Raw genomic sequence first — 24,033 nt, 5'->3', positions numbered from 1 at the left:
CAGGGCGCGCCGGATGACGCGCTGCTGGGACGGGCCGTTGGGCGCGGTGATGCCGTTCGACGCGCCGTCCTGGTTGATCGCGGAGCCGCGCAGGACGGCCAGCACGCTGTGGCCCCGGCGCTCGGCGTCCGAGAGCCGCTCGACCACCAGGACGCCGACGCCCTCGGACCACGCGGTCCCGTCGGCGTCATCGGAGAAGGTGCGGCAGCGCCCGTCCGGGGACAGCGCCCCCATCTCGCCGAACTCGACGAACCCGACCGGGCTCGACATCACGGTCACGCCGCCCGCGAGGGCCAGCGAGCACTCGCCGGAGCGCAGCGCCTGGGCGGCCAGGTGCAGGGCCACCAGCGAGGACGAGCACGCGGTGTCCACGCTGACCGACGGCCCCTCCAGACCGAGGGTGTAGGAGAGCCGGCCGGACAGCAGGCTCGCGGACTGCGCGGTCTCGACGTGCCCGAGCTGGCCGACGGCCGGCCGGTAGTCGCCGCTGCCGCCGCCGATGAACACGCCGGTGTCGCCGCCGCGCAAGCCCGCCGGGTCGATCCCGGCGCGCTCCAGCGCCTCCCAGGCGGTCTCCAGCACGAGCCGCTGCTGCGGGTCGACGACCATCGCCTCGCGCGGGGACACCCCGAAGAAGGCGGCGTCGAACTCGGCCGCGTCGTACAGGAACCCGCCCTGCCGGGTGACGCTGCGTCCGCGCCCGTCGCGGTCGCCGTGGGCGAGCCGGTCGAGGTCCCAGCCGCGGTCCGCCGGGAACGGCCCGATCACGTCGGCGCCCTCCCGCAGCAGCCGCCACAGGTCCTCGGGCGACCGGACGCCGCCCGGGTAGCGACAGCCCATGCCGACGATCACGATCGGGTCGTCCGTGTCGGCGGCGGCCGCCGAGCGCTCCGCCTCCTGCGCCTCGCCGAAGAGTTCGGCGCGAAGGTGGGCGGCGAGGGCCGCCGGAGTCGGGTAGTCGAACACGAGGGTCGCCGGCAGGCGCAGGCCGGTCGCGGTGTTGAGCCGGTCGCGCAGGTCGACGGCGGTCAGTGAGTCGAAGCCGAGGTCCTTGAACAGGTGCCCGGCGGGCACGTCGTCCGCGTCGGCGTGGCCGAGCACAGCGGCCGACGCGGCTCGGACGACCACGAGCAGCGCCTCGGTGCGCTCGGCCGCCGACCGCTCGCGCAGCCCGGCGCGCAGCGCGTCGGCCTGGCCGGAGGCGCCGGACGCCTCCTCCGGCTCCGCGGCGACGCGGGCCTCGGGCAGGTCGGCGAGGAGCCGCGTCGGCCGGGCCTCGGCGAAAGCGGGCGCGAAGCGCTCCCACGCCACGTCGGCGACGGTGACGGCGGGGCCGTCGAGGTCGGCGGCGAGAGCCGCCAGGGCGCGGTCGGGCGACATCGGCGGCAGCCCGTTGGCCCGCAGGTGCGCGGCCAGGGAGTCGGGCGTGCTGCCCGTCCAGGCGCCCCACGCGACGGCGGTGGCGGCCCGCCCGGCGGCGCGGCGCCCCTGGGCGACGGCGTCGAGGAGGGCGCTGGCTGCGGCCTCGGCGGCCCGGCCCTTCACACCCCAGGTGCCGGTGATCGACCCGAACAGCACGTAGGCGTCGAGCTCCCGGTCCGCGAACGCCTGGTCGAGCGCGTCGAGGTCGGCGAGCAGCCCGGTGAGGTGGTCGGCGGGCTCTCCGGCCCGGCCCGTGTAGAGGACGGCCGAGAGGTCCGGCAGCCCGAGGACGGCGGCGACGGCCTCCGGGTCGCCGGGCGTGCCGGTGACGAGCGTCAGCTCGGCGCCGTACTCGGCGAGCTCGGCGCGCAGCCGGTCGACAGCCTCGCCGTCGACGGCGGCGTCCGCGGCGAGCAGCACCAGCTGCCGGGCGCCCGCGTGGGCGAGCCAGCGGGCGGCGGGGGCCGCGTGGCCTTCCGGGTCGCCGACCATCACGACGGTGCCGCGCGGGGTCCACGGGCGTGCGGCGTCGGGCGTCGTGGCGCGCACCAGGCGGCGGGCGAAGGCGCCGGCGGGGCGCAGTGCCAGCTGGTCCTCGCCGTCCCCGGCCGTCAGCAGGGCGCGCAGGCGGGCCGCCGTACGGGCGTCGGGGGCCTCGGGAAGGTCGATCAGCCCGCCCCAGCGCTGCGGGTGTTCGAGGGCGGCCACCCGGCCGATGCCCCAGGCGGCCGCCTGTGCGGCGTCCTGGGGGGCCTCACTCGCGCCGACGGCGACGGCGCCCCGGGTGAGGCACCAGAGCGGGGCCTCGACGCCCGCCTCGCCGAGGGCGGCGAGCAGGACGTCCGGCCGGGCGAGTCCGGTGGGCACGCCACCGGAGGCGGCGAGCAGGGACACCACGCCGGCGATCGGCCCCACGACCGGGGCCAGGTCCACAGCACCACCCGCCACCCGGACGACGTCCGCCCCGAGAGCGGCGAGCACTGCGGACGTCCAGGTGTCGTCCTGTCCCTCCGCCACGAGCGCCAGCCACGTCCCCGGCAGCACCTCCGGTCCGGCGGGAGCCGCGTACGGCTTCCAGACCGCCCGGTAGCGCAGCCGGTCCGCGTCCGTCCGCTCGGTACGGCGGCGGCGCCACGCCGAGAGGGCGGGCAGCAGCGCGTTGAGCGACGACTCGTCGTCCAGGCCCAGCGTCGTGCCGAGCGCGGCCGTGTCGGCACGCTCGACGGCGGACCAGAACGCGACGTCCGCCGGGTCGTCCACGCCCACGGGCTCGGGTGCGCGCTCCGGCCAGTACAGCTCGCGCTGGAACGGGTAGGTGGGCAGGTCGACGCGGCCGGCGCCGGTGCCGTCGAAGAGCCGGACCCAGTCCACCGGCACGCCCACGACGTGCAGTTGGGCCAGTGCCGTGACCAGGGAGTTCCCCTCCGGCCGGTCGCGCCGGAGGGTGGCGGCGGTCACGCTCCCCTCGCCGAGGCCGCGCTCGGCGAGGGCGGCGAGGACACCGTCCGGGCCGAGCTCCAGGAAGGCGGTGGCACCCGCCTCCTCCAGGGCCCGGACGCCGTCGGCGAAGCGGACGGTCTCCCGGACGTGCCGCACCCAGTACTCGGGCTCCGTCAGGCCCTCGGCGAGTGCACCGGACAGGGCGGAGACCAGCGGGATAGACGGCTCCGCGAACGCGAGCCCGTCGAGCACGGACCGGAACTCGTCGAGCATCGGCTCCATCAGCGGCGAGTGGAAGGCGTGCGAGACCTTCAGCCGTGTGGTCCGCCGGTCGGCGAAGTGCGCCTCGACCGCGGCGACGGCCTCCGCCGCCCCCGCGACGACCACCGAGGTCGCCGCGTTCACGGCGGCGATCGACACCGACTCGTCGAGCAGCGGCCGGACCTCGTCCTCCGAGGCCTCCACGGCCAGCATCGCGCCGCCCTCCGGCAGCGCCTGCATCAGCCGACCGCGCGCGGCGACCAGCGTGCACCCGTCCTCCAGCGAGAACACGCCGGCCACGTGGGCCGCAGCGATCTCACCGATCGAGTGCCCGGCCACGAACTCCGGCCTCACGCCGAGCGATTCGACGAGCCGGTACAGCGCCACCTCGACCGCGAACAGCCCGGCCTGGGCGTACTCCGTCCGGTTCAGCAGCTCCGCATCCGCCCCCCAGACCACGTCCCGCAGCGGCAGCTCCAGCACTTGGTCGAGCCGTGCGCAGACGCCGTCGAAGGCCTCGGCGAACACCGGGAAGCGGGCGTACAGCTCCCGTCCCATGCCGAGCCGCTGCGCGCCCTGCCCGGAGAACAGGAACGCGGTCGACCGCTCCCCGGCCACCCCGCGCGCTACCTCCGCACCGTCCAGCAGCACCGCCCGGTGCCCGAGCGAGGCCCGTCCGACGGCCAGCGAGTAGGCCACATCGAGCGCGGACGGCCCGTCCACCTCGACCAGTCGCCCGAGCGAAGCGTTGAGCGCGGCCTCGGACTTGGCCGAGACCACCCAGGGCGCCGCGCCCACGGCCGACACCGGGCCGGTCGCATCGGGAACCCCAGGCGCCTGCTCCAGCAGCACGTGCGCATTGGTGCCGCTGACGCCGAAGGCGGAGACGCCGGCCCGACGCGGGCGGCCGGTCCGCGGCCAGTCCCGGGCCTCCGTCAGGAGCTCCACCGCGCCGGCCGTCCAGTCGACGTGTCGGGAGGGCGCGTCGACGTGCAGTGACTTCGGCAGTTCGCCGTGCTGCATCGCGAGCACCGTCTTGATCACGCCGGCGGCGCCGGCGGCGGCCTGGGTGTGGCCGAGGTTGGACTTCACCGAGCCGAGCAGGAGCGGCAGTTCGCGCTCCCGACCGTAGGCGGCCAGCAGGGCGTGCGCCTCGATCGGGTCGCCGAGGGCGGTGCCGGTGCCGTGCGCCTCGACGGCGTCGACCTCGGCGGCGGTCAGGCCCGCGTCGGCGAGGGCCGCGCGGATCACCCGCTGCTGGGCCCGTCCGTTGGGGGCCGTCAGCCCGTTCGAGGCGCCGTCCTGGTTGACGGCGCTGCCGCGCACGACCGCGAGCACCGGGTGCCCGAGCCGGCGGGCGTCGGAGAGCCGCTCCAGGACGAGCACACCCGCACCCTCGGACCACGCGGTGCCGTCGGCTGCGTCGGCGAAGGGCTTGCAGCGGCCGTCCGAGGCCAATCCGCCCTGCGCGGTGAACTCGACGAAGGCGTCCGGGCTGGACATCACCGAGGCGCCGCCGGCCAGGGCCAGCGAGCACTCCCCGGCGCGCAGCGCGCGGGCGGCCAGGTGGAGCGAGACGAGGGCGGAGGAGCACGCGGTGTCGACGGTGACGGCGGGCCCCTCCAGGCCGAGGGTGTAGGACAGGCGACCGGACAGGACGCTCGCCGTGTTGCCGGTGGCGGCGTGGCCCCGGACGTCGGCGGTGCCGCGGCGCAGCACGTTCAGGTAGTCCTGGCCGTTGGTGCCGACGAAGACGCCGGTGTCGCTGCCGCGCAGCCGGTCGGGGGCGATGCCGGAGCGCTCCAGGGCCTCCCAGGAGGTCTCCAGGAGGAGTCGCTGCTGGGGATCCATGGCGAGGGCTTCGCGGGGCGAGATGCCGAAGAAACGGGCGTCGAAGCGGCCGACGCCGTCGAGGAAGCCCCCGTGGAGGGTCGCGGAGCCGCCGCGGCCGAGGGCGTCGAGGTCCCAGCCGCGGTCGGCGGGGAACGGGCGGATGGCGTCGGCGCCGTCGCCGAGGAGGCGCCAGAGGTCCTCGGGCGTCTCGATGCCGCCGGGGAAGCGGCAGGCCATGCCGACGATCACGACGGGGTCGTCGGCGACGTCGCGCCCCGCCGGGGCCCGGTCGGGTGCGGGCAGGGTGCCGAGGAGTTCGGCGAGGAGGTGGGCGGCCAGGTCGGCCGGGGTCGGGTGGTCGTAGACCAGGGTGGCGGGCAGGGTCAGGCCGGTGGCGGCGGTGAGGGCGTTGCGCAGTTCGACGGTGGTGAGGGAGTCCATGCCGAGGTCGGTGAAGGGCTGGTCCGCGCCGACGCGCTCGCCGCCCGCGTGGCCGAGCACGGCCGCCACGCGGGTGCGCACGAAGTCGAGGACGAACCGCTCCCGGGCCTGCTCGGACAGGTCGGCGAGGCGCTGCCGCAGCCCGGCGTCCGGGGCGGCCGCGGACGACCGGCCGACCGGTCCGGCCAGCGCGGTGACCAGCGGGACGGGCCGCTGCGCGGTGAACACCGCCGCGAAGCGCTGCCAGTCGACGTCGGCGACGGTGAGCGTGGTGTCGTCGTGGTCGAGGGCGTGGCCCAGGGCGGTCAGGGCGCGCTCCGGCGTCATCGGGACGTAGCCGCCGCGGCGCACCCGCTGCTCGACGGCGGCCCCGGCCATGCCGTCGCCGGCCCACGGGCCCCACGCGATCGCGGTGGCCGGGCGGCCGTCGGCACGGCGCTGCTCGGCGAGGGCGTCGAGGTGGGCGTTGGCGGCGGCGTAGTTGGCCTGTCCGGTGGCTCCGATGGTGCCGGCGGTGGAGGTGAACAGGACGAATGCGGCGAGGTCGGTGTCGCGGGTCAGCGCGTCGAGGTGGTGTGCGGCGTCGACCTTGGGGCGGTACACCTCGGCGAAGTGTTCGGCCGTCAGGGTGTCGAGGGTGCCGTCGGCGACGACGCCGGCGGTGTGGAAGACGGCGGTGAGCGGCCGGTCGGCGGGGACGGCGGCGAGGACGGCCGCGAGGGCGTCCCGGTCGGCCGCGTCGCAGGCGGCCAGGGTGGCGTCGGCGCCGAGGGCGGCGAGGTCGGCCCGCAGCTGCTCGGCGCCGGGGGCGTCCGCGCCGCGGCGGCTGAGCAGCAGCAGGTGTTCGGCGCCCTGGGCGGCGAGGCGGCGGGCGAGCTGCCCGCCGAGGCCGCCGGTGCCGCCGGTGATCAGGACGGTGCCGGCGGGGGCGTACGGCCGGGCGGCCGGGCGCTCGCCCAGCGGGTGACGCAGCGGGTGGCGCACGAGGCGCCGGGCGAAGGTGCCGGAGGCGCGGACGGCGAGCTGGTCCTCGCCGTCGGTGCGGGCGAGCGCGGCGGCCAGGCGGCGCAGCGCGGTGTCGTCGAGCTGCTCCGGCAGGTCGATCAGCCCGCCCCAGCGGGTGGGCAGTTCGAGGGCGGCGGAGCGGCCGAGGCCCCAGACGGCGGCCTGCCGGGGGTCGGCGGGGCGGTCGGAGCGGCCGGTGGCGACGGCTCCGCGGGTGAGGCACCACAGCGGGGCGGTGAGGTCCGCGTCGCCGAGGGCCTGGACGGCGGTGACGGTGGTCGCGAGCGCGTCGTCGCCGAGGGCGAGCAGGGACAGGACGCCGGTGAACCCGGCTTCCTCCGCGGTCACTTCACGGAGCTGCGCGGCGATCGCGGACCGGTCGCCGGAGACCCGGAGGGTCACCCCGTCGACGAGCCCGTCCACCCACGGTGCGTCGTCCGACGCGAGCACCAGCCAGCGGCCGGACGGCCGGGCCGCGGCGCCCGTGGCATCGAGCGGCGTCCAGGCGGCGCGGTAGCGCCAGGCGTCGACGGTGGAGCGCTCGCGCCGGGCGCGACGCCAGGTGGAGAGGGCGGTCACGGTGTCGCGGTCGAGGTCCAGGCCGGTGCCGAGCGCCCCGAGGTCGCCGCGGTCGACGGCGGCCCAGAACTCGGCGTCCACGGGGTCGGATCCCACCGCCGGGACGGACCGGCCCTCCGGCCAGTAGCGCGCCCGCTGGAACGGGTAGGTGGGCAGGTCGGCGCGGCGGGCGCCGGTGCCGGTGAAGACGGCCGCCCAGTCCAGGCGCAGGCCGCCGACGGCCAGCCGGGCGAGCGCTGCCGTGAGGGTCGGGACGCCGGGCCGGCCGCGGCGCAGCGCGGGCACGCCGGTGAGGCGGGCGCCGTCGCCGAGGGTGTCGCGGGCGGCGGCGGTGAGGACGCCGTCCGGGCCGAGTTCGAGGAAGGCGGCGGCGCCGTGGCCCGCGAGGGCCTGGACGGCGTCGGCGAAGCGGACGGTGCCGCGCACCTGCCGGGCCCAGTACGCGGGCGCGGCGAGCTCGTCGGCGGTGGCGGGCGCGCCCGTGACGGTGGAGATCAGCGGGATCGCCGGGGCGTCGTAGGTGAGCGTGGCGGCGACGCGGGTGTAGGCGTCGAGCATCGGCTCCATGTGCGGGGAGTGGAAGGCGTGCGAGACGCGCAGGCGCTTGGTGCGCCGGCCGACGAACTCGCCCGCGACACGGAGGACTTCGTCCTCGTCGCCCGCGAGCACCACCGACCTGGGCCCGTTGACGGCGGCGACCGACACGCCGTCCGTCAGCAGCGGCAGCACCTCGGCCTCCGTCGCCTCGACGGACACCATCGCTCCCCCACCGGGAAGTTCGGACATCAGCCGGGCCCGAGCCGCGACCAGCGTGCAGGCGTCCTCCAAGGAGAACACCCCCGCCACATGCGCCGCCGCGATCTCACCGATCGAGTGCCCCACCACGAAATCGGGCCGCAGACCCCACGACTCCACCAGCCGGAACAGCGCCACCTCCAGCGCGAACAACGCAGGCTGCGCGTACGCCGTGTCATCCAGCAGCGCGGCCTCCGCCGACCCCTCCGCCGCGAACAGGACGTCCCGGACGGGCCGTTCGTAGTCGAGGTCGAAGCGGGCGAGGACGGCGTCCAGCGCCTCCGCGTACACCGGGTACCGGTCGTACAGCTCCCTGCCCATGGCCGGGTACTGACTGCCCTGGCCGGTGAACAGGAACGCCAGGCCGCCGGCGGCCGCCCGGCCCGTGACGAGGGCGGCGTCCGGCAGGCCGTCGCGCAGGGCGGCGAGCGCGCGCCGGAGCTCGGCGCGGTCGCCGGTGGTGACGGCGGCACGGCGGTCGAGCGCGGTGCGGGTGATGGCGAGGGAGAACGCCAGGTCGACGAGCGGCAGTTCGGGCCGCTCGTCGAGCGCGGTGAGCACCTGCCCGGCCTGGGCGCGCAGCGCCTCGTCGGTACGGGCGGACAGCGTGAAGGGCACGGTGTCGCCGTCCGTCGGCGCAGTTGCCGCAGCGGCGGCCGGTGCCTGTTCGAGGATCACGTGCGCGTTGGTGCCGCTCAGCCCGAAGGAGGAGACGGCGGCCCGGCGCGGACGCCCGGTCTCGGGCCAGTCGCGGGCCTCCGCGAGGAGCTCGATGGCGCCCTCCGTCCAGTCGACGTGCGTCGACGGGCGGTCGATGTGCAGGCTGGCCGGGAGCACGCCGCTGCGCAGCGCGAGCACGGTCTTGATGACGCCGGCCACGCCGGAGGCCATCTGGGTGTGGCCGATGTTGGACTTCACCGAGCCCAGCAGCAGCGGCAGTTCGCGGTCCTGACCGTAGGTCGCGAGCAGCGCCTGGGCCTCGATCGGGTCGCCGAGCCTGGTGCCGGTGCCGTGGCCCTCGACGGCGTCGACCTCGCCTGGGGCGAGCCTGGCACTGGCGAGGGCGGCGCGGATCACGCGCTGCTGGGCGGGCCCGTTGGGCGCGGTGAGGCCGTTGGAGGCGCCGTCCTGGTTGACGGCGGAGCCGCGCAGGACGGCGAGCACCGGGTGGCCGAGCCGCTCGGCGTCGCAGAGGCGCTCGACCAGGACGAGGCCGACGCCCTCGGCGAGGCTCATGCCGTCGGCGGCCTCGGCGTAGGCCTTGCAGCGGCCGTCGACGGCCATGGCGCGCTGGCGGCTGAATCCGATGAACGCGTTGGGCGTGGCCATCACGCTGACGCCGCCGGCCAACGCCAGCGAACTCTCGCCGTTGCGCAGCGACTGGCAGGCCAGGTGCAGCGCGACGAGCGAGGACGAGCACGCGGTGTCGAGCGTGACGGCCGGGCCCTCGAAGCCGAAGGTGTACGAGAGGCGGCCGGACAGGACGCTCGGGATGGTGCCGGTGACGAGGTGGCCCTCGGCGCCGTCCTGGGCGGAGTCGCCGGGGCTGTAGTCCTGGTAGCTGGCGCCGATGAAGGTGCCGGTGAGGCTGCCGCGCAGGGCGGCCGGGTCGAGGCCGGCGCGCTCCATGGCCTCCCAGGCCGTCTCCAGGAGGAGGCGCTGCTGCGGGTCCATGGCGAGGGCCTCGCGCGGGGAGATGCCGAAGAACGCGGCGTCGAAGTCGGCGACGCCCTGGAGGAACCCGCCGCGCACCGAGTAGGTGCGGCCGGGCGCGTCCGGGTCCGGGTCGTACAGGCCCTCGGTGTCCCAGCCGCGGTCGGCGGGGAACTCGGTGATGGCGTCGCCGCCCGAGGTGACGAGCCGCCACAGGTCCTCCGGCGAGGCGATCCCGCCGGGGTAGCGGCAGCTCATGCCGATGATGGCGATCGGCTCGTCCGGTGCGGCGCCGGCCGCCACGGGGGTGGGTCCGCCACCGGCGGCGCCGGCGATCCGCTCGCGCAGGAAGCGCATCAGGGCCAGCGGGTTCGGGTGGTCGAACACGAGGGTGCTCGGCAGTGCGAGCCCGGTCGCGGCGGCCAGGCGGTTGCGCAGGTCGACGGCGGTCAGCGAGTCGAAGCCGACGTCGCGGAAGGCCCGCTGCTCGGACAGCACGTCAGGCGAGGCGTGGCCGAGCGTGGTGGCCGCCTCGCCACGGACCAGGTCCAGCAGCCGGCGCTCCTGCTCGGCGGCCGGCAGGGCGCGCAGCCGGGCGGCGAACTCGCCATCCCCGGCCGGGCGTTCGGCGGCCTCGGCGAGCCGGCGCACCTCGGGGACGTCCTCGAACAGGGCGGTCGGGCGGCCGGAGGTGAAGACCGGGTGGTAGCGCTCCCAGTCGACGTCGGCGATCGCGAGCACCTGCTCGTCGGCGTCCAGGGCCTGGCGCAACCCGTCCAGGGCGAGCGAGGGGTCCATGAAGACCAGGCCGCTGCGCCGGATCTGGCCGGGGTCGACGCGGCCGAGCTTCAGGTCGTCGGCCCAGATGCCCCAGGACACGGCGGTGGCCCGGCCGCCGCGGGCGCGGCGGTGCTCGGCGAGCGCGTTGAGGTAGGCGTTGCCGGCCACGTAGGCGGCGTGTCGACCGCTGCCCCACATGCCGGCGGTGGAGGAGTACAGCACGAAGGCGTCGAGCTGGTCGTCGGGCAGGAGCTCGTCGAGGTGGCGGGCCCCGGCGGTCTTGGCGTGGAGGACCTTGGCGAAGGCCTCGTGGGTGGTCTCGTCGATCGACAGCAGCTCGATGACGGCGGCGGTGTGGACGACGGTGCGCACCTCGTGGCCGGCGGCGGCCAGGTCGGCGAGCATCGCCGCGACGGCCTCGCGGTCGGTGAGGTCGCAGGCGGCCATCTCGGCCGCACAGCCCGCGGCGGCGAGCTCGGCGAGCAGGTCGGCGGCGCCCGGCGCGGTGGCGCCGCGGCGGCTGGTGAGCACGATCCGCTCGGCGCCCTCGGCCACCAGCCGGCGCGCCAGGTGCGGGGCGAGGGTGCCGGTGCCGCCGGTGATCAGGACGGTGCCGCGCAGCGGCCGGGCCTCCCGGCGGGCGGCGGCCTCGGCGCGCACGATGCGGCGGGCGTAGGCGCCGGAGGGGCGGATCGCCACCTGGTCCTCGCCGCGGGCGGCCAGCACGGCGACCAGCCGCTCGCCGCCGCGCCGGTCGAGCACGTCGGGCAGGTCGACGACGCCGCCGAAGCGCTGCGGGTGCTCCAGCGCGGCCGTCCAGCCGAGTCCGTGGACCTGCGCCTGCACCGGGTTGACGACCCGGTCGGTACGGCCTGCGGCGACGGCGCCGCGGGTGAGGCACCACAGGGGCGCGTCCTGCCCGGCGTCTCCGAGGGCCTGGACCAGGGCGAGGGTGAGCGCGACGCCCGCCGGCAGGGCGGGGTGACGCCCGCTCGGCTGCTCGGCGGTGGCGAGCAGCGAGACGATGCCCGTGAGGTCGTCGGGAGTGGACTCGAGGAGCGCGGCGAGCCGCTGGCGGTCCGTGCAGCCGTCGTCCAGGACGAGGCGTTTTACGGTCGCCCCGTGCGCGGTCAGGGCTTCGGCGACGTCCTCCCCTTCGCCGCCCTCGGCGGTGACGAGGAGCCAGGTGCCGTCCAGGCGGGCGGATGCGGCGGTCAGTGGCTTCCACGTCGCCCGGTAGCGCCAGGAGTCGACCGTCGAGCGCTCCCGCCGCCGGCGGTGCCAGTCGGACAGCGCGGGCAGCACCGGCGCGAGCGCGCCGCTGTCGATGCGCAACCGGGCGGCGAGCGCCTCGACGTCGGCCTCCTCGACGGCGCTCCAGAACTCGCCGTCCTCCGGCTCCCCGCCGGGGCGTGGCGCGACGGCCCACAGGTGTTCGCGCTGGAAGGCGTAGGTGGGCAGCGGCACGCGGCGCCCGCCGGCGGTGCGGGAGGACCAGTCGGCCCGTCCGCCGCGGACGAAGGCCTCGGCGAGCGAGGCGAGGAAGCGGTCGGCGCCGCCCTTGTCGCGGCGCAGGGTGCCGACGGCGGTGGCGCGGTCGCCACGGTCCTCGGCGGTGGCCTCGATCGCCATGGTGAGCACGGTGTGCGGGCTGACCTCGACGAACAGGCCGTGGCCCTGGGCCATCAGCTCCCGCACCGCCGGGTCGAAACGGACCGGGTTGCGCAGGTTGCGGTACCAGTAGTCGGCGTCCATGGCGGTGGTGTCGAGCCAGTCGCCGGTGACGGTGGAGAAGAACGGCACCTCGGCGGCGCGCGGGTGCACCGCGGCGAGGTCGGCCAGCAGGTCGTCCCTGAGGAGTTCGACCTGGGCGGAGTGCGAGCCGTAGTCCACGTTGATCCGCCGGGCACGCAGGCCCTCGGCCTCGAACTCGGCCATCAGTTCGTCGAGTTCGCCGGCAGGACCGGCGACGACGACGGTCCGCGGCCCGTTCACGGCGGCGACGGCGAGCCCGCCGGAGCGCGAGCTCAGCCGCTCCTCGGCCTCCTCGGCGGACAGCGGCACGGAGACCATCCCGCCGGAGCCCGCCAGAACGCGGCCGATCAGCCGGCTGCGCAGGGCCGCCACGCGGGCGCCGTCCTCCAGGGAGAGCGCCCCGGCGACGACGGCGGCGGCGATCTCGCCCTGGGAGTGGCCCACCACGGCGTCCGGCTGGACGCCGTGGGCGCGCCAGACCTCGGCGAGGGCCACCATGACGGCGAAGGTCGCCGGCTGGACGACGTCGACGCGCTCCAGGGCGGGCGCGCCCTCGGCCTGGCGCAGCACGTCGAGCAGCGACCAGTCGACGTGTGCGGAGAGCGCCGCCGCGCACTCGGCGACGCGTTCGGCGAACACCGGCGACTCGTCGAGCAGTCGGGCTCCCATGCCGGCCCACTGGGAGCCCTGGCCGGGGAAGACGAAGACGGTGCGGCCCCTGTCCTCGGCGAGGCCCTGGACGGCGTTCGGCGCGGAGGCGCCGGCGGCGAGCGCGGCGAGGCCCTCGCGCAGTTCGGCCGCGTCCGCGCCGAGCACGACGGCACGGTGCTCGAAGAGGGCGCGGGTGGTCAGCAGGGTGTGGGCGACGTCCTGCGGGCGCAGCTCCGGCTCGGCGTCGAGGTGGTCGGCCAGTCGCGCCGCCTGGGCGCGCAGCGCGGCGGGGGTGCGGGCGGAGAGCACCCACGGCAGGACGCCGTCGGACACCTCGGCGGTTCGAGTCGGGGAGGCGGGGGGCGCCTCCTCCAGCACGACGTGCGCGTTGGTGCCGCTGATGCCGAAGGAGGAGACGGCGCAGCGGCGGGTCCGTTCGCCGGCCGGCCACGGCGCGGCCTCGTTCAGCAGGGTGACGGTGCCCGGCGTCCAGTCGATGTGCGAGGACGGCTCATCGGCGTGCAGGGTGGCCGGGAGCACACCGTGGCGCAGCGCCTGGACCATCTTGATCACGCCCGCGACGCCGGCGGCCGACTGGGTGTGGCCGATGTTGGACTTGACCGAGCCGAGCAGCAGCGGGCGCTGCGGGTCGCGGTCGCGCCCGTACGCGGACTGGAGGGCCTGGGCCTCGATCGGGTCGCCGAGGGCGGTGCCGGTGCCGTGCGCCTCGACGGCGTCGACGTCGCCGGGGGTGAGGCCCGCGTTGTGCAGCGCCTGGCGGATGACGCGCTGCTGGGAGGGCCCGTTCGGGGCGGTGAGCCCGTTGGAGGCGCCGTCCTGGTTGATCGCGGAGCCGCGGACGACGGCGAGCACCTCGTGCCCGTTGCGCTCGGCGTCGGAGAGCCGCTCCAGCACGACGACGCCGACGCCCTCGGCGAGGGTCATGCCGTCGGCGGCTTCGGAGAAGGCCTTGCACCGGCCGTCGGCTGCGAGGGCGCGCTGACGGCTGAAGGCGATGAAGGCGTTCGGGTTCGTCATGACGGTGGCGCCGCCGGCGAGCGCGAGGGAGCTCTCGCCGCCGCGCAGCGACTGGCAGGCCAGGTGCAGCGCGACGAGCGAGGAGGAGCACGCGGTGTCGACGGTGACGGCCGGCCCCTCCAGGCCGAACAGGTAGGCCAGGCGCCCGGAGAGCACGCTCGGGCTGGTGCCGGTGACGGCGTGCCCGGCCGAGCCGTCGTCCATGCCGAGCCCGTACTCCTGGTACGTGGACCCGATGAAGGTGCCGGTGGCGCTGCCGTGCACGGAGGTCGGGTCGATGCCCGCGGATTCGAGGGCCTCCCAGGTGGTCTCCAGCAGCAGGCGCTGCTGCGGGTCCATGGCGAGGGCCTCACGGGGGGAGATGCCGAAGAACGCGGCGTCGAACTCGCCGGCTTCGTGCAGGAACCCGCCCCGGGTGGAGTAGGTGCGTCCGGGGGCGTCCGGGTCGGGGTCGTAGAGGCCGGTGTCCCAGCCGCGGTTCTCCGGGAACTCGGAGATGGCGTCCGTGCCCCCGGCGACGAGCCGCCACAGTTGCTCGGGGCTTGCGGCACCGCCGGGGAAGCGGCAGCCCATGCCGACGATGGCGATCGGCTCGTCCGGGTCCGCGGCGGCCTGCGGCGCCGTCGCGTCCTGCGGGCCGTCGAGCAGCTCGCCGCGCAGGAAGGCGGCGAGCGCGAGCGGCGTCGGGTGGTCGAAGGCCATCGTGCTGGGCAGCGGCAGGCCGGTCAGCGCGGCGAGGCGCTTGCGCAGTTCGACGGCGGTGAGCGAGTCGAACCCGGCGTCGCGGAAGGCGCGCTTCTCGGGCACGCCGTCGACGGATCCGTGTCCGAGGACGGCGGCGGCCTCGCGGCGCACCAGGTCGACGAGCAGGCGGTCGCGCTCCGGCCCGGCCAGGCCGCGCAGGCGGCGCACGAGGTCGGAGGCGGCGCCGGCGTCGGCCGCGGCACCGCGGGCGAGGGCCCGGACCTCGGGCAGCTCGTCGAACAGCACGCTCGGCCGGGCCGCGGTGAAGACCGGGGCGTAGCGCTCCCAGTCGACGTCCGCGACGGTCACGGCGACGTCCTCGTGGACGATCGCGCGGCGCAGCTCGGTGAGCGCGGTCTCCGGTGCGAGGAAGCGCAGGCCCTGGCGGCGCAGTCCGTCGGCGACGACCTCATGGGCGGCCATGCCTGCGCCGGCCCACGGGCCCCAGGCGACCGAGGTGGCGGTCAGGCCGCGGGCGCGGCGGTTCTCGGCGAGGGCGTCGAGGTACGCGTTGGCGGCGGCGTAGGCGCCCTGGCCGGCGCCACCCCAGACACCGGCGACGGAGGAGAACAGGACGAAGAAGTCCAGGTCGTGGTCGGCGAGGAGGGCGTCGAGGTGGGCGGCGCCCTGAAGCTTGGCGGCGGTGAGCTCGGCGACCTCGGCGACCGGGGTGTCCGAGAGCGGGGCGGCCTGGCCGACGCCGGCGGCGTGCACGACGCCGGTCAGCGGGTGCTCGGCCGGGACGGCGGCGAGGACGGCGGCGAGCGCGTCCCGGTCGGCGACGTCGCAGGCGACGACGGCCGCGGTGGCGCCGAGCTCGGCGAGCTCGGCGACGAGTTCGGCGGCGCCGGGCGTGTCCGGTCCGCGGCGGCCGGTGAGCAGAAGGTGCCGGGCGCCGCTGCGGGCCAGCCAGCGGGCGACCTCGGTGCCGAGCGCCCCGGTGCCGCCGGTGATGAGGACGGTGCCCTCCGCGGTGAACTCCTCGGCGCGGGGCAGTTCGTCGACGGCGTGCCGCACCAGGCGGCGGCCGTGGACAGCGCTGCCGCGCAGCGCGACCTGGTCCTCGTTCCCCCGCCCGCTCGCCGCGAGCACACCGACGAGGCCCTGCACGGTCGGCGCGTCCAGCACCGGCGGCAGGTCGACCAGCCCGCCCGGCGCCTGCGGGCGCTCCAGGGCGGCGACCCGACCGAGGCCCCACGCGGCGGCCTGGACGGGGTTGGTGAGCGGGTCGGCGGGCCCGGTCGAGACGGCCCCGCGGGTGACGGTCCACAGCGGCGCGGCGGAGCGCAGGTCGCCGAGGGCCTGGGCGAGGACGACGCCGAGCGCGACGCCCTCGGGCAGGCCGGGCCCGGGCACCGGCCGGTCGGCCAGCGCGACGAGCGAGAGGACGCCGCTCAGTTCACCGAAGTCCGCTATGCGGCGGGCGAGTTCCGCACGGTCGCGGCAGTCCCCGTCGAGCGCCAGGCGCTCCAGGCGGGCGCCGTGGCCGCGCAGCGCGTCGAGGAGCTCGGCGTCGTCGACGGCGTCGGTGGTGACGACCAGCCAGGTGCCGTCCAGCACGGGTGCGGCCGCCGGGCGGACGGGCCGCCAGTGGACTCGGTAGCGGGCCCTGTCCAGCTGCGCCTTCTCGTGCCGGGTGCGGCGCCAGTCGGCGAGGGCGGGCAGGAGGGCGTAGAGGCCGGCGTGCTGTTCGTCGCGCAGGCCGAGCAGGCCGGCGAGTTCGGCGGCGCTGCCGCGCTCGACGGCGCCCCACAGCGCCGAGTCGGCGGGGTCGGCGGCCGGGGCGGCGATGGCGGGCTCGGCCTCGGGCCAGTAGCGCTCGTGCTGGAACGCGTAGGTGGGCAGGCCGGCGCGGCGGGCGCCGGTGCCCGCGTACAGCGCGGCCCAGTCCAGGGCGTGGCCTCGCACGTGGAGCGCGGACAGGGCGAGGGCTGCGGTCCGCTCCTCGGGCCGCCCGGCGCGCAGCAGCGGGACGGCGGTCGCGGCGGTGTCGTCGGCCAGGATCTCCTCGGTGAGCGCGGACAGCACGCCGTCCGGGCCCAGTTCGAGGAAGGTCGCGGCGCCGGCCGCGCGGGCGGCGCGGACGCCGTCGGCGAAACGGACGGCCCGGCGGACGTGCTCGACCCAGTACTCGGGCGAGCACAGCTCGGCCTCGGTGGCGAGTTCGCCGGTGGTGTCGGAGACGAGCGGGATGGCCGGCGCGCGGAACTCCAGCTCCACGACGGTGCGCCGGAACTCCTCCAGCATCGGCTCCGTCAGCGGCGAGTGGAAGGCGTGCGAGACGCGCAGCCGCTTCGTCCGGCGGCCCTCGGCCGCGAACTCCCCGGCGATGCGCAGGACTTCGTCCTCCAGGCCGGAGATCACCACGGCCCGCGGCCCGTTGACGGCCGCGACGGACACGCCGGGCACCAGACGCGGCAGCACCTCGTCCTCGGCGGCCTCGACGGAGACCATGGCACCGCCCCCGGGCAGCGCGTCCATGAGCCGGGCCCGGGCGGCCACGAGCGCGCACGCGTCGGCGAGCGACAGCACCCCGGCGCAGTGCGCGGCGGCGATCCCGCCGACGGAGTGGCCGAGCAGGACGTCGGCGCGCACGCCGAGCGAGGCGACCAGGCGGAACAGCGCGACCTCGACGGCGAAGATCGCGGGCTGCGCCCAGCCGGTGCGGTTCAGCAACTCCTCGTCCTCGCCCCACAGCACGTCGCGCAGCGGGCGCTCCAACCGGGGACCGAATTCGCGCAGCACCTCGTCCAGCGCCTCGGCGAACACCGGGAAGCGCCCGGCGAGTTCGCGTCCGGCACCGAGGCGCTGGGCGCCCTGACCGGCGAACAGCACGGCGAGCTTCCCGGCGCCCGTCTCGCCCGCGACCAGTCCGGCGGCGGACTCGCCCGCGGCGAGCGAGGCCAGGGCGGCGAGCAGTTCGTCGCGGTCGGCGCCGACCGCGACGGCGCGGTGGTCGAAGGCGGAGCGCGTGGTGGCCAGTGAGAGACCGAGGCCGGACGGGCCGGCGTCCGGGTCGGCGGCGGCGAAGGCCCGCAGACGGGCGGCCTGGTCGCGCAGCGCGGCCGGGCTGCGGCCGGCCAGCGGCCACAGCAGGACGGGTTCCGTGACGGCCGGGGCGGTGTCCCGCACGACGACGGCGGGGGCCTGCTCGAGGATCACGTGCGCGTTGGTGCCGCTGAAGCCGAAGGAGGACACGCCGGCGCGGCGCGGGCGGCCGGTTTCCGGCCACCGTGCCTCCTCGGTCAGCAGCTCCACCGCGCCCTCGTCCCAGTCCACGTGGGACGACGGCTCGGCCGCGTGCAGGGTGCGGGGCACGACGCCGTGCTGCATCGCCAGCACCGCCTTGATGACGCCCGCGACGCCGGCGGCGGCCTGGGTGTGGCCGAGGTTGGACTTCACCGAGCCGAGGAGCAGCGGGAGTTCGCGGTCCTGGCCGTAGGTGGCGAGCAGGGCCTGAGCCTCGATCGGGTCACCCAGGGAGGTGCCGGTGCCGTGCGCCTCGACGACGTCGACGTCGGCCGTCGCCAGCCCGGCGGCGGCCAGGGCCTGACGGATGACCCGCTGCTGGGACGGCCCGTTGGGGGCGGTGAGCCCGTTGGAGGCACCGTCCTGGTTGACGGCCGATCCGCGCACGACGGCCAGCACCGGGTGGCCGTTGCGGCGCGCGTCGGAGAGTCGCTCCAGGAGCAGCATGCCGACACCCTCGGACCAGCCGACGCCGTCGGCCCGGTCGGAGAACGCCTTGCAGCGCCCGTCGGGCGCGAGGCCGCGCTGACGGGAGAACTCGATCAGCGAGGTCGGGGTGGACATCACGGTGACGCCGCCGGCCAGGGCGAGCGTGCACTCGCCGGCGCGCAGGGCCTGCATGGCCCAGTGCATGGCGACGAGCGAGGACGAGCACGCGGTGTCGACGGTGACGGCCGGGCCTTCCAGGCCGAGCGTGTAGGAGACGCGGCCGGAGGCGATGCTGGGCGAGGTGCCGCTGCCCTGGTGGCCCTCGAAGCGCCCGCCGGCGAGCAGCGCCGAGTAGTCGTTGTACATCACACCGGCGAACACGCCGGTGCGACTGCCGCGCAGCGACACCGGGTCGATCCCGGCCCGCTCGACCGCCTCCCAGGAGGCCTCCAGCAGCAGGCGCTGCTGGGCGTCGGTGGCCAGCGCCTCGCGCGGACTCATGCCGAAGAAGCCGGGGTCGAAGTCGGCGGCCCCCTGAAGGAATCCGCCGTAGCGCGTGTAGCTGGTGCCGAGGTGGTCCGGGTCCGGGTGGTAGAGCGCCTCGACGTCCCAGCCGCGGTCGGTGGGCAGGCCCGAGATCGCGTCGGTGCCCTCGCGCAGCAGGCGCCACAGGTCCTCGGGGGACGCGACGCCGCCCGGGTAGCGGCAGCTCATGCCGACGATGACGACCGGGTCGTCGTCGGCCGCCGCGCGGACGGGCGCCGCGGCGGCGGGGGCCGGGCCGCCCGTCAGACCGTCCAGGAGGTGCCCGGCGAGGGCGGTGACGCTCGGGTAGTCGAAGACGACGGTCGCGGAGGTGCGCAGCCCGGTGGCGGCGCTCAGGCGGTTGCGCAGCTCCACGGCGGTGAGCGAGTCGAACCCGAGGTCCTGGAACGGGCGGTGCGGGTCGACCTCGGAGGCGTCGGCGTGCCGCAGGACGGCCGCCACCTGGGCGCGGACCAGGTCGACGACGGCCTCGGTGCGGGCGCGCGTGTCCAGTCCGGCGAGGCGGCGGGCGAGGGCGCCCGCCGCCTCGGTGGCGGTCACGGCGGCGCGCCGCGCGGGGGTGCGGATCAGACCGCGCAGGAGCGGCGGCACCTCGCCCCGGGCGCGCAGCGCCGGGAGGTCGAGGCGGACGGGCAGCAGGACGGCCTCCGGGCGGGCGAGGGCGGCGTCAAACAGCGCGGTGCCGTCCGCCTCGGAGAGCGCCGGGGTGCCGAGCCGCGCGAGCCGGTCGAGGTCGGCGTCGGTGAGCCCGCCGGTCATTCCGCCGACGGCGGCCCACGGGCCCCAGCCGAGCGAGAGCCCGGGCAGCCCGGCGGCCCGGCGGGTGCGCACGAGGGCGTCCGCGAAGGCGTTGCCGGCGGCGTAGTTGGCCTGGCCGGCCGCGCCGACGGTCCCGGAGAAGGACGAGAAGACGAGGAATCCGGCGAGGCCGGGGCCACGGGTGGCCTCGTGGAGGTGCCACAGGGCGTCGGCCTTGGGCCGCAGGACTGCGGCGAGCCGCTCCGGGGTGAGGTGCTCGACGACGCCGTCGTCCAGGACTCCGGCGGCGTGCACCACGGCGGTCAGCGGGTGCGCGGCGGGCACCCCCGCGACCAGGCGCTCCACGGCGGCGCGGTCGGTGAGGTCGCACGCTTCGACGGCGACCTCGGCGCCGGCCTCGGTGAGCTGCGCGGCCAGTTCGGCGGCACCCTCGGCCGCGGCCCCGCGGCGGCTCGCGAGCACCAGGCGGCGCACGCCGTGCTCGGCCACCAGGTGCCGGGCGAGGACGGCGCCGAGACCGCCGGTGCCGCCCGTGATCAGGACGGTCCCGTCCGGGTTCCACGCGGTGCCGGCGGCGGCCACCGCGCCGGCGCGGGCCAGCCGGGCCGCGAGCACCGCGCCGCCGCGCACCGCCAGTTGCGGCTCGTCGCCGCCGAGGGCGCGCCCGGACAGCGGGCCGCCGGCCGGGTCCAGGTCGACCAGGCCGAAACGGCCCGGGTGCTCGGCCTGCGCGGAGCGCACCAGACCCCACACGGCGGCCGCGGCCGGGTCGGTGACCTCGGCGTCCGCCGTGGTGGCGACGGCGCCCCGGGTCACGAAGACCAGCCGGCCGGGCGCGCCCTCGGCGAGCCACTCCTGAATCCGGGCCAGGGCCAGGGCCGTCAGCGCGTGGGCGGACCCGACCGGGTCGGCCGGGTCGCCCGCGAGCGGCACGAGCACCACCTCTGCCTGGCCCTCGCCCACCGTCGGCAGCACACCGAGGCCGAGCGGGTCCGCCGCCGCGACGGCCACCGAGGCGGGCGCCGGTGCGCCGCCGCGCGGCCGGGACCAGCGCAGCTCGAACATCGCGTCCGGCACTGGCCCGACGCCCGCGCCGGCCGGCGCCGGGAGCGCCCGCAGCAGCAGCGAGCCGACCGAGGCGACCGGGCCGCCCGCCGCGTCGGCGACCTCGACCGACACCGAGTCGTCCCCGGTCGCGGACAGGCGTACCCGCGCCACCGACGCACCCGCGGCGTGCAGGCTGACGTCCTGCCAGGAGAACGGCACCCCGCGGAGCCCGAGGAACGCCGTCGCGTGCAGCGCCGAGTCCAGCAGGGCCGGGTGGATCCCGAACGCGCCCGCCTCGCCGCTCGCGCCCTCGTCCAGCGCGACCTCGGCGAACACGTCCGCACCGCGCCGCCAGGCCGCACGCAGCGCGCGGAACGCCGGGCCGTAGCGGAAGCCGGCGGCGGCGAGGCGTTCGTCCAGGCCGCCCAGGTCCAGCGCCTGTGCACCGGCCGGCGGCCACTGCGTGAACTCCTCCGCGAAGGGGCCGGGTCCGTCGGCCGCCAGGATTCCGTCGGCGTGCTGGGTCCACGGGGCGTCCTCGTCGCCCTCGGGCCGCGAGTAGACGCCGACGCTGCGCCGTCCGTTCGCGTCGGCCCGGCCGGCCCACACCTGTACCTGCACGCCGCCCTGCTCGGGCAGCGGCAGCGGCGCGGTGAGCGTCAGCTCCTCGACGCGCTCGCAGCCGACCTCGTCGCCCGCGCGCACGGCGAGCTCCAGGAAGGCCGTGCCGGGCAGCAGGACGGTGCCGTCGACGGCGTGGTCGGCCAGCCACGGGTGGGTGCGCAGCGAGAGCCGGCCGGTCAGCAGCAGGCCGTCGGTGTTGGCGAGCGAGACGGCGGCGGCGAGCAGCGGGTGGTTGGCCGAGCCGAGCCCGGCGGCGCGGACGTCGCCGGTGCGCGAGAGCGCGCTCTTCGGCCAGTAGCGCTTGTGCTGGAAGGCGTAGGTGGGCAGGTCGGCACGGCGGGCGCCGGTGCCCTCGAAGTAGGCGTCCCAGCGCACCGGCACGCCGCGCACGTGCAGCCCGGCCAGGGCCTCGGTGAGTGCCTCGGTCTCGTCGCGGCCGGGGCGCAGTGCGGCGAGGGCGCTGCAACCTTCGCTGGCGGGCTCGTCGAGGGCGCTCTGGGCGAGCGCGGCGAGGGAACCGTCGGGGCCGAGCTCGAGGAAGAGGGTGACGCCGTGGCCGCCGAGCCATGCGGTGGCGTCGGCGAACCGGACGGCCTGGCGGGCCTGGTCGGCCCAGTAGTCGGCGGAGGTCAGCTGCTCGACGGTGGCGAGCGTGCCGGTGAGGGTGGAGACGACCGGGACCGCGGGCGCCTGCGGGTCCAGGGCGGCGACGACGGCACGGAACTCGTCGAGCATCGGGTCCATGAGCGGCGAGTGGAAGGCGTGCGACACGCGCAGGCGCCGGACCTTGCGGCCGAGTTCGGCGAAGTGCGCGCCGACGGCCTCGGCCGCGGCGCACTCACCAGAGACGACGACGGCCTGCGGGCCGTTGACGGCGGCCAGCGACACGCCGTCGCCGAGCAGGGGCAGGACCTCGTCCTCGCCCGCCTGCACCGCGACCATGGCGCCACCGGCCGGGAGGGCCTGCATGAGGCGGGCCCGGGCGGCGACCAGGGCGCACGCGTCGGCGAGGGTGAACACCCCGGCGACGTGCGCGGCCGCGATCTCGCCGACCGAGTGGCCGGCCAGGAAGTCCGGGCGCACGCCCCAGGACTCCAGCAGCCGGTACAGCGCGACCTCGACGGCGAACAGCGCGGGCTGGGCGTGGCCCGTGCGGTTCAGCGCCTCCTCGTCGGCGCCCCGGATCACGTCGCGCAGCGGGGCGTCGAGCCGGCCGTCGAACTCGGCGAGCACCTCCTCCAGGGCGGCGGCGAACACCGGGAATCGGGAGTCCAGTTCGCGGCCCATGCCGAGGCGCTGCGAGCCCTGGCCGGCGAACAGGAAGGCGAGCTTGCCGCGGCCGTGGGTGGTGCCGAGCACGGCCCGGCCGTCGCCCCCGCCGTCCGCCAGCGCGCTGAGCGCCGCGACGGCCTCGGCGCGTCCGGTCGCCGTGACGACGGCGCGGTGTTCCAGGGCGGCCCGGGTGGTGGCGAGCGCGTGGGCCAGGTCGGTGTCGGAGCCCTCGGCGTCCGCCGCCAGGAACGAGACGAGCCGCCCGGCCTGGGCCCGCAGCGCCTCGGGGGTACGGCCGGAGACCAGCCAGGGCAGCGCCCCGGCCTCGACGGCCTCGGACGCGGGCGCCTCCTCCCCAGCCGGGGCCTCCTCGATGATGGCGTGCGCGTTGGTGCCGCTGAGGCCGAACGACGAGACGCCCGCCCGGCGCGGTTCCGCGCCCCGCGGCCACGGCGTCGCCTCGGTCAGCAGCTGGACGGCGCCGGACTCCCAGTCGACGTGCGTCGACGGCTCGTCCACGTGCAGGGTGCGCGGCAGCAGCTCGTGCCGCAGCGCGAGCACCGTCTTGATCACCCCGGCCATGCCGGCCGCGGCCTGGGTGTGGCTCAGGTTCGACTTCACCGAGCCGAGCAGCAGCGGGCGCTGCGGGTCCCGCCCGCGCCCGTAGGTGGCGAGCAGCGCCTGGGCCTCGACCGGGTCACCGAGGACGGTGCCGGTGCCGTGTGCCTCGACCGCGTCCACCTGGTCGGCGGAGAGCCGCGCGTTGCGCAGCGCCTGCTCGATGACGCGCTGCTGGGACGGCCCGTTGGGCGCGGTGAGCCCGTTGGAGGCGCCGTCCTGGTTGACGGCGGTGCCGCGCACGACGGCCAGCACCCGGTGCCCGTTGCGCCGGGCCACCGAAAGCCGCTCCAGGACGAGCACGCCGACGCCCTCGGCCCATCCGGTGCCGTCCGCGGCGTCGGCGAAGGAGCGGCAGCGACCGTCCGAGGCCAGGCCGCCCTGGCGGGCGAACTCGACGAAGGTGGTGGGGGTCGACATGACGGTGACGCCCGCGGCGAGCGCCATGCCGCACTCCCCCGCGCGCAGCGACTGCGCAGCCAGGTGGAGCGCGACGAGCGACGACGAACACGCGGTGTCGACGGTGACGGCCGGGCCGACGGCGCCGAGGACGTAGGAGAGGCGGCCGGAGATCACGCTGGTCGCGTTGCCCGTCAGCACGAAGCCCTGGACGTCGTCGTCCGGCCCGGTGCGGTAGTCCTGCGGCATCGCGCCGACGAAGACGCCGGTGCGGGTGCCGCGGACGCTGCTCGGGTCGACGCCCGCCCGCTCGATGGCCTCCCAGGACGCCTCCAGCAGGACGCGCTGCTGTGGGTCCATGGACAGCGCCTCACGCGGCGAGATACCGAAGAAGCCCGGGTCGAAGTCGGCGGCACCCTGCAGGAACCCGCCCCGGACGTCGACCGGCCCGGACGCCGGGTCGAGCTCCCAGCCGCGGTCGGTGGGCAGGCCGGTGATGCCGTCCTCGCCGGCGACGAGCATCGCCCAGAGGTCCTCGGGAGACGCGACCCCGCCGGGGAAGCGGCAGCTCATCCCCACGATGGCGATCGGCTCCCGGGCGGCCGCCTCCAGCTCGTCCACCCGCTGCCGGGAGCGCTGGAGGTCCGCGCTGGCCCGCTTGAGGTAGTCCCGGAGCTTCTGTTCCTTGTCCAT

At 76.9% G+C, this 24,033-nt stretch carries 1 protein-coding gene (running past one end of the window); it reads right to left on the bottom strand.

From position 1 onward, the window contains the following. Window positions 1–24,033 carry the 5' portion of a type I polyketide synthase gene (locus tag O1G21_RS33910; protein WP_270151402.1) on the bottom strand. It extends 3,894 nt beyond the left edge of the window, so 24,033 of the gene's 27,927 nt are visible here — the first part of the coding sequence; it begins with the start codon at window positions 24,031–24,033; the stop codon falls past the left edge of the window.

This window comes from Kitasatospora cathayae (assembly GCF_027627435.1).
Taxonomy (GTDB): domain Bacteria; phylum Actinomycetota; class Actinomycetes; order Streptomycetales; family Streptomycetaceae; genus Kitasatospora; species Kitasatospora cathayae.
The sequence above is the reverse complement of the archived record's forward strand: the minus strand, read 5'-3'. Positions and strand labels throughout refer to the sequence as shown.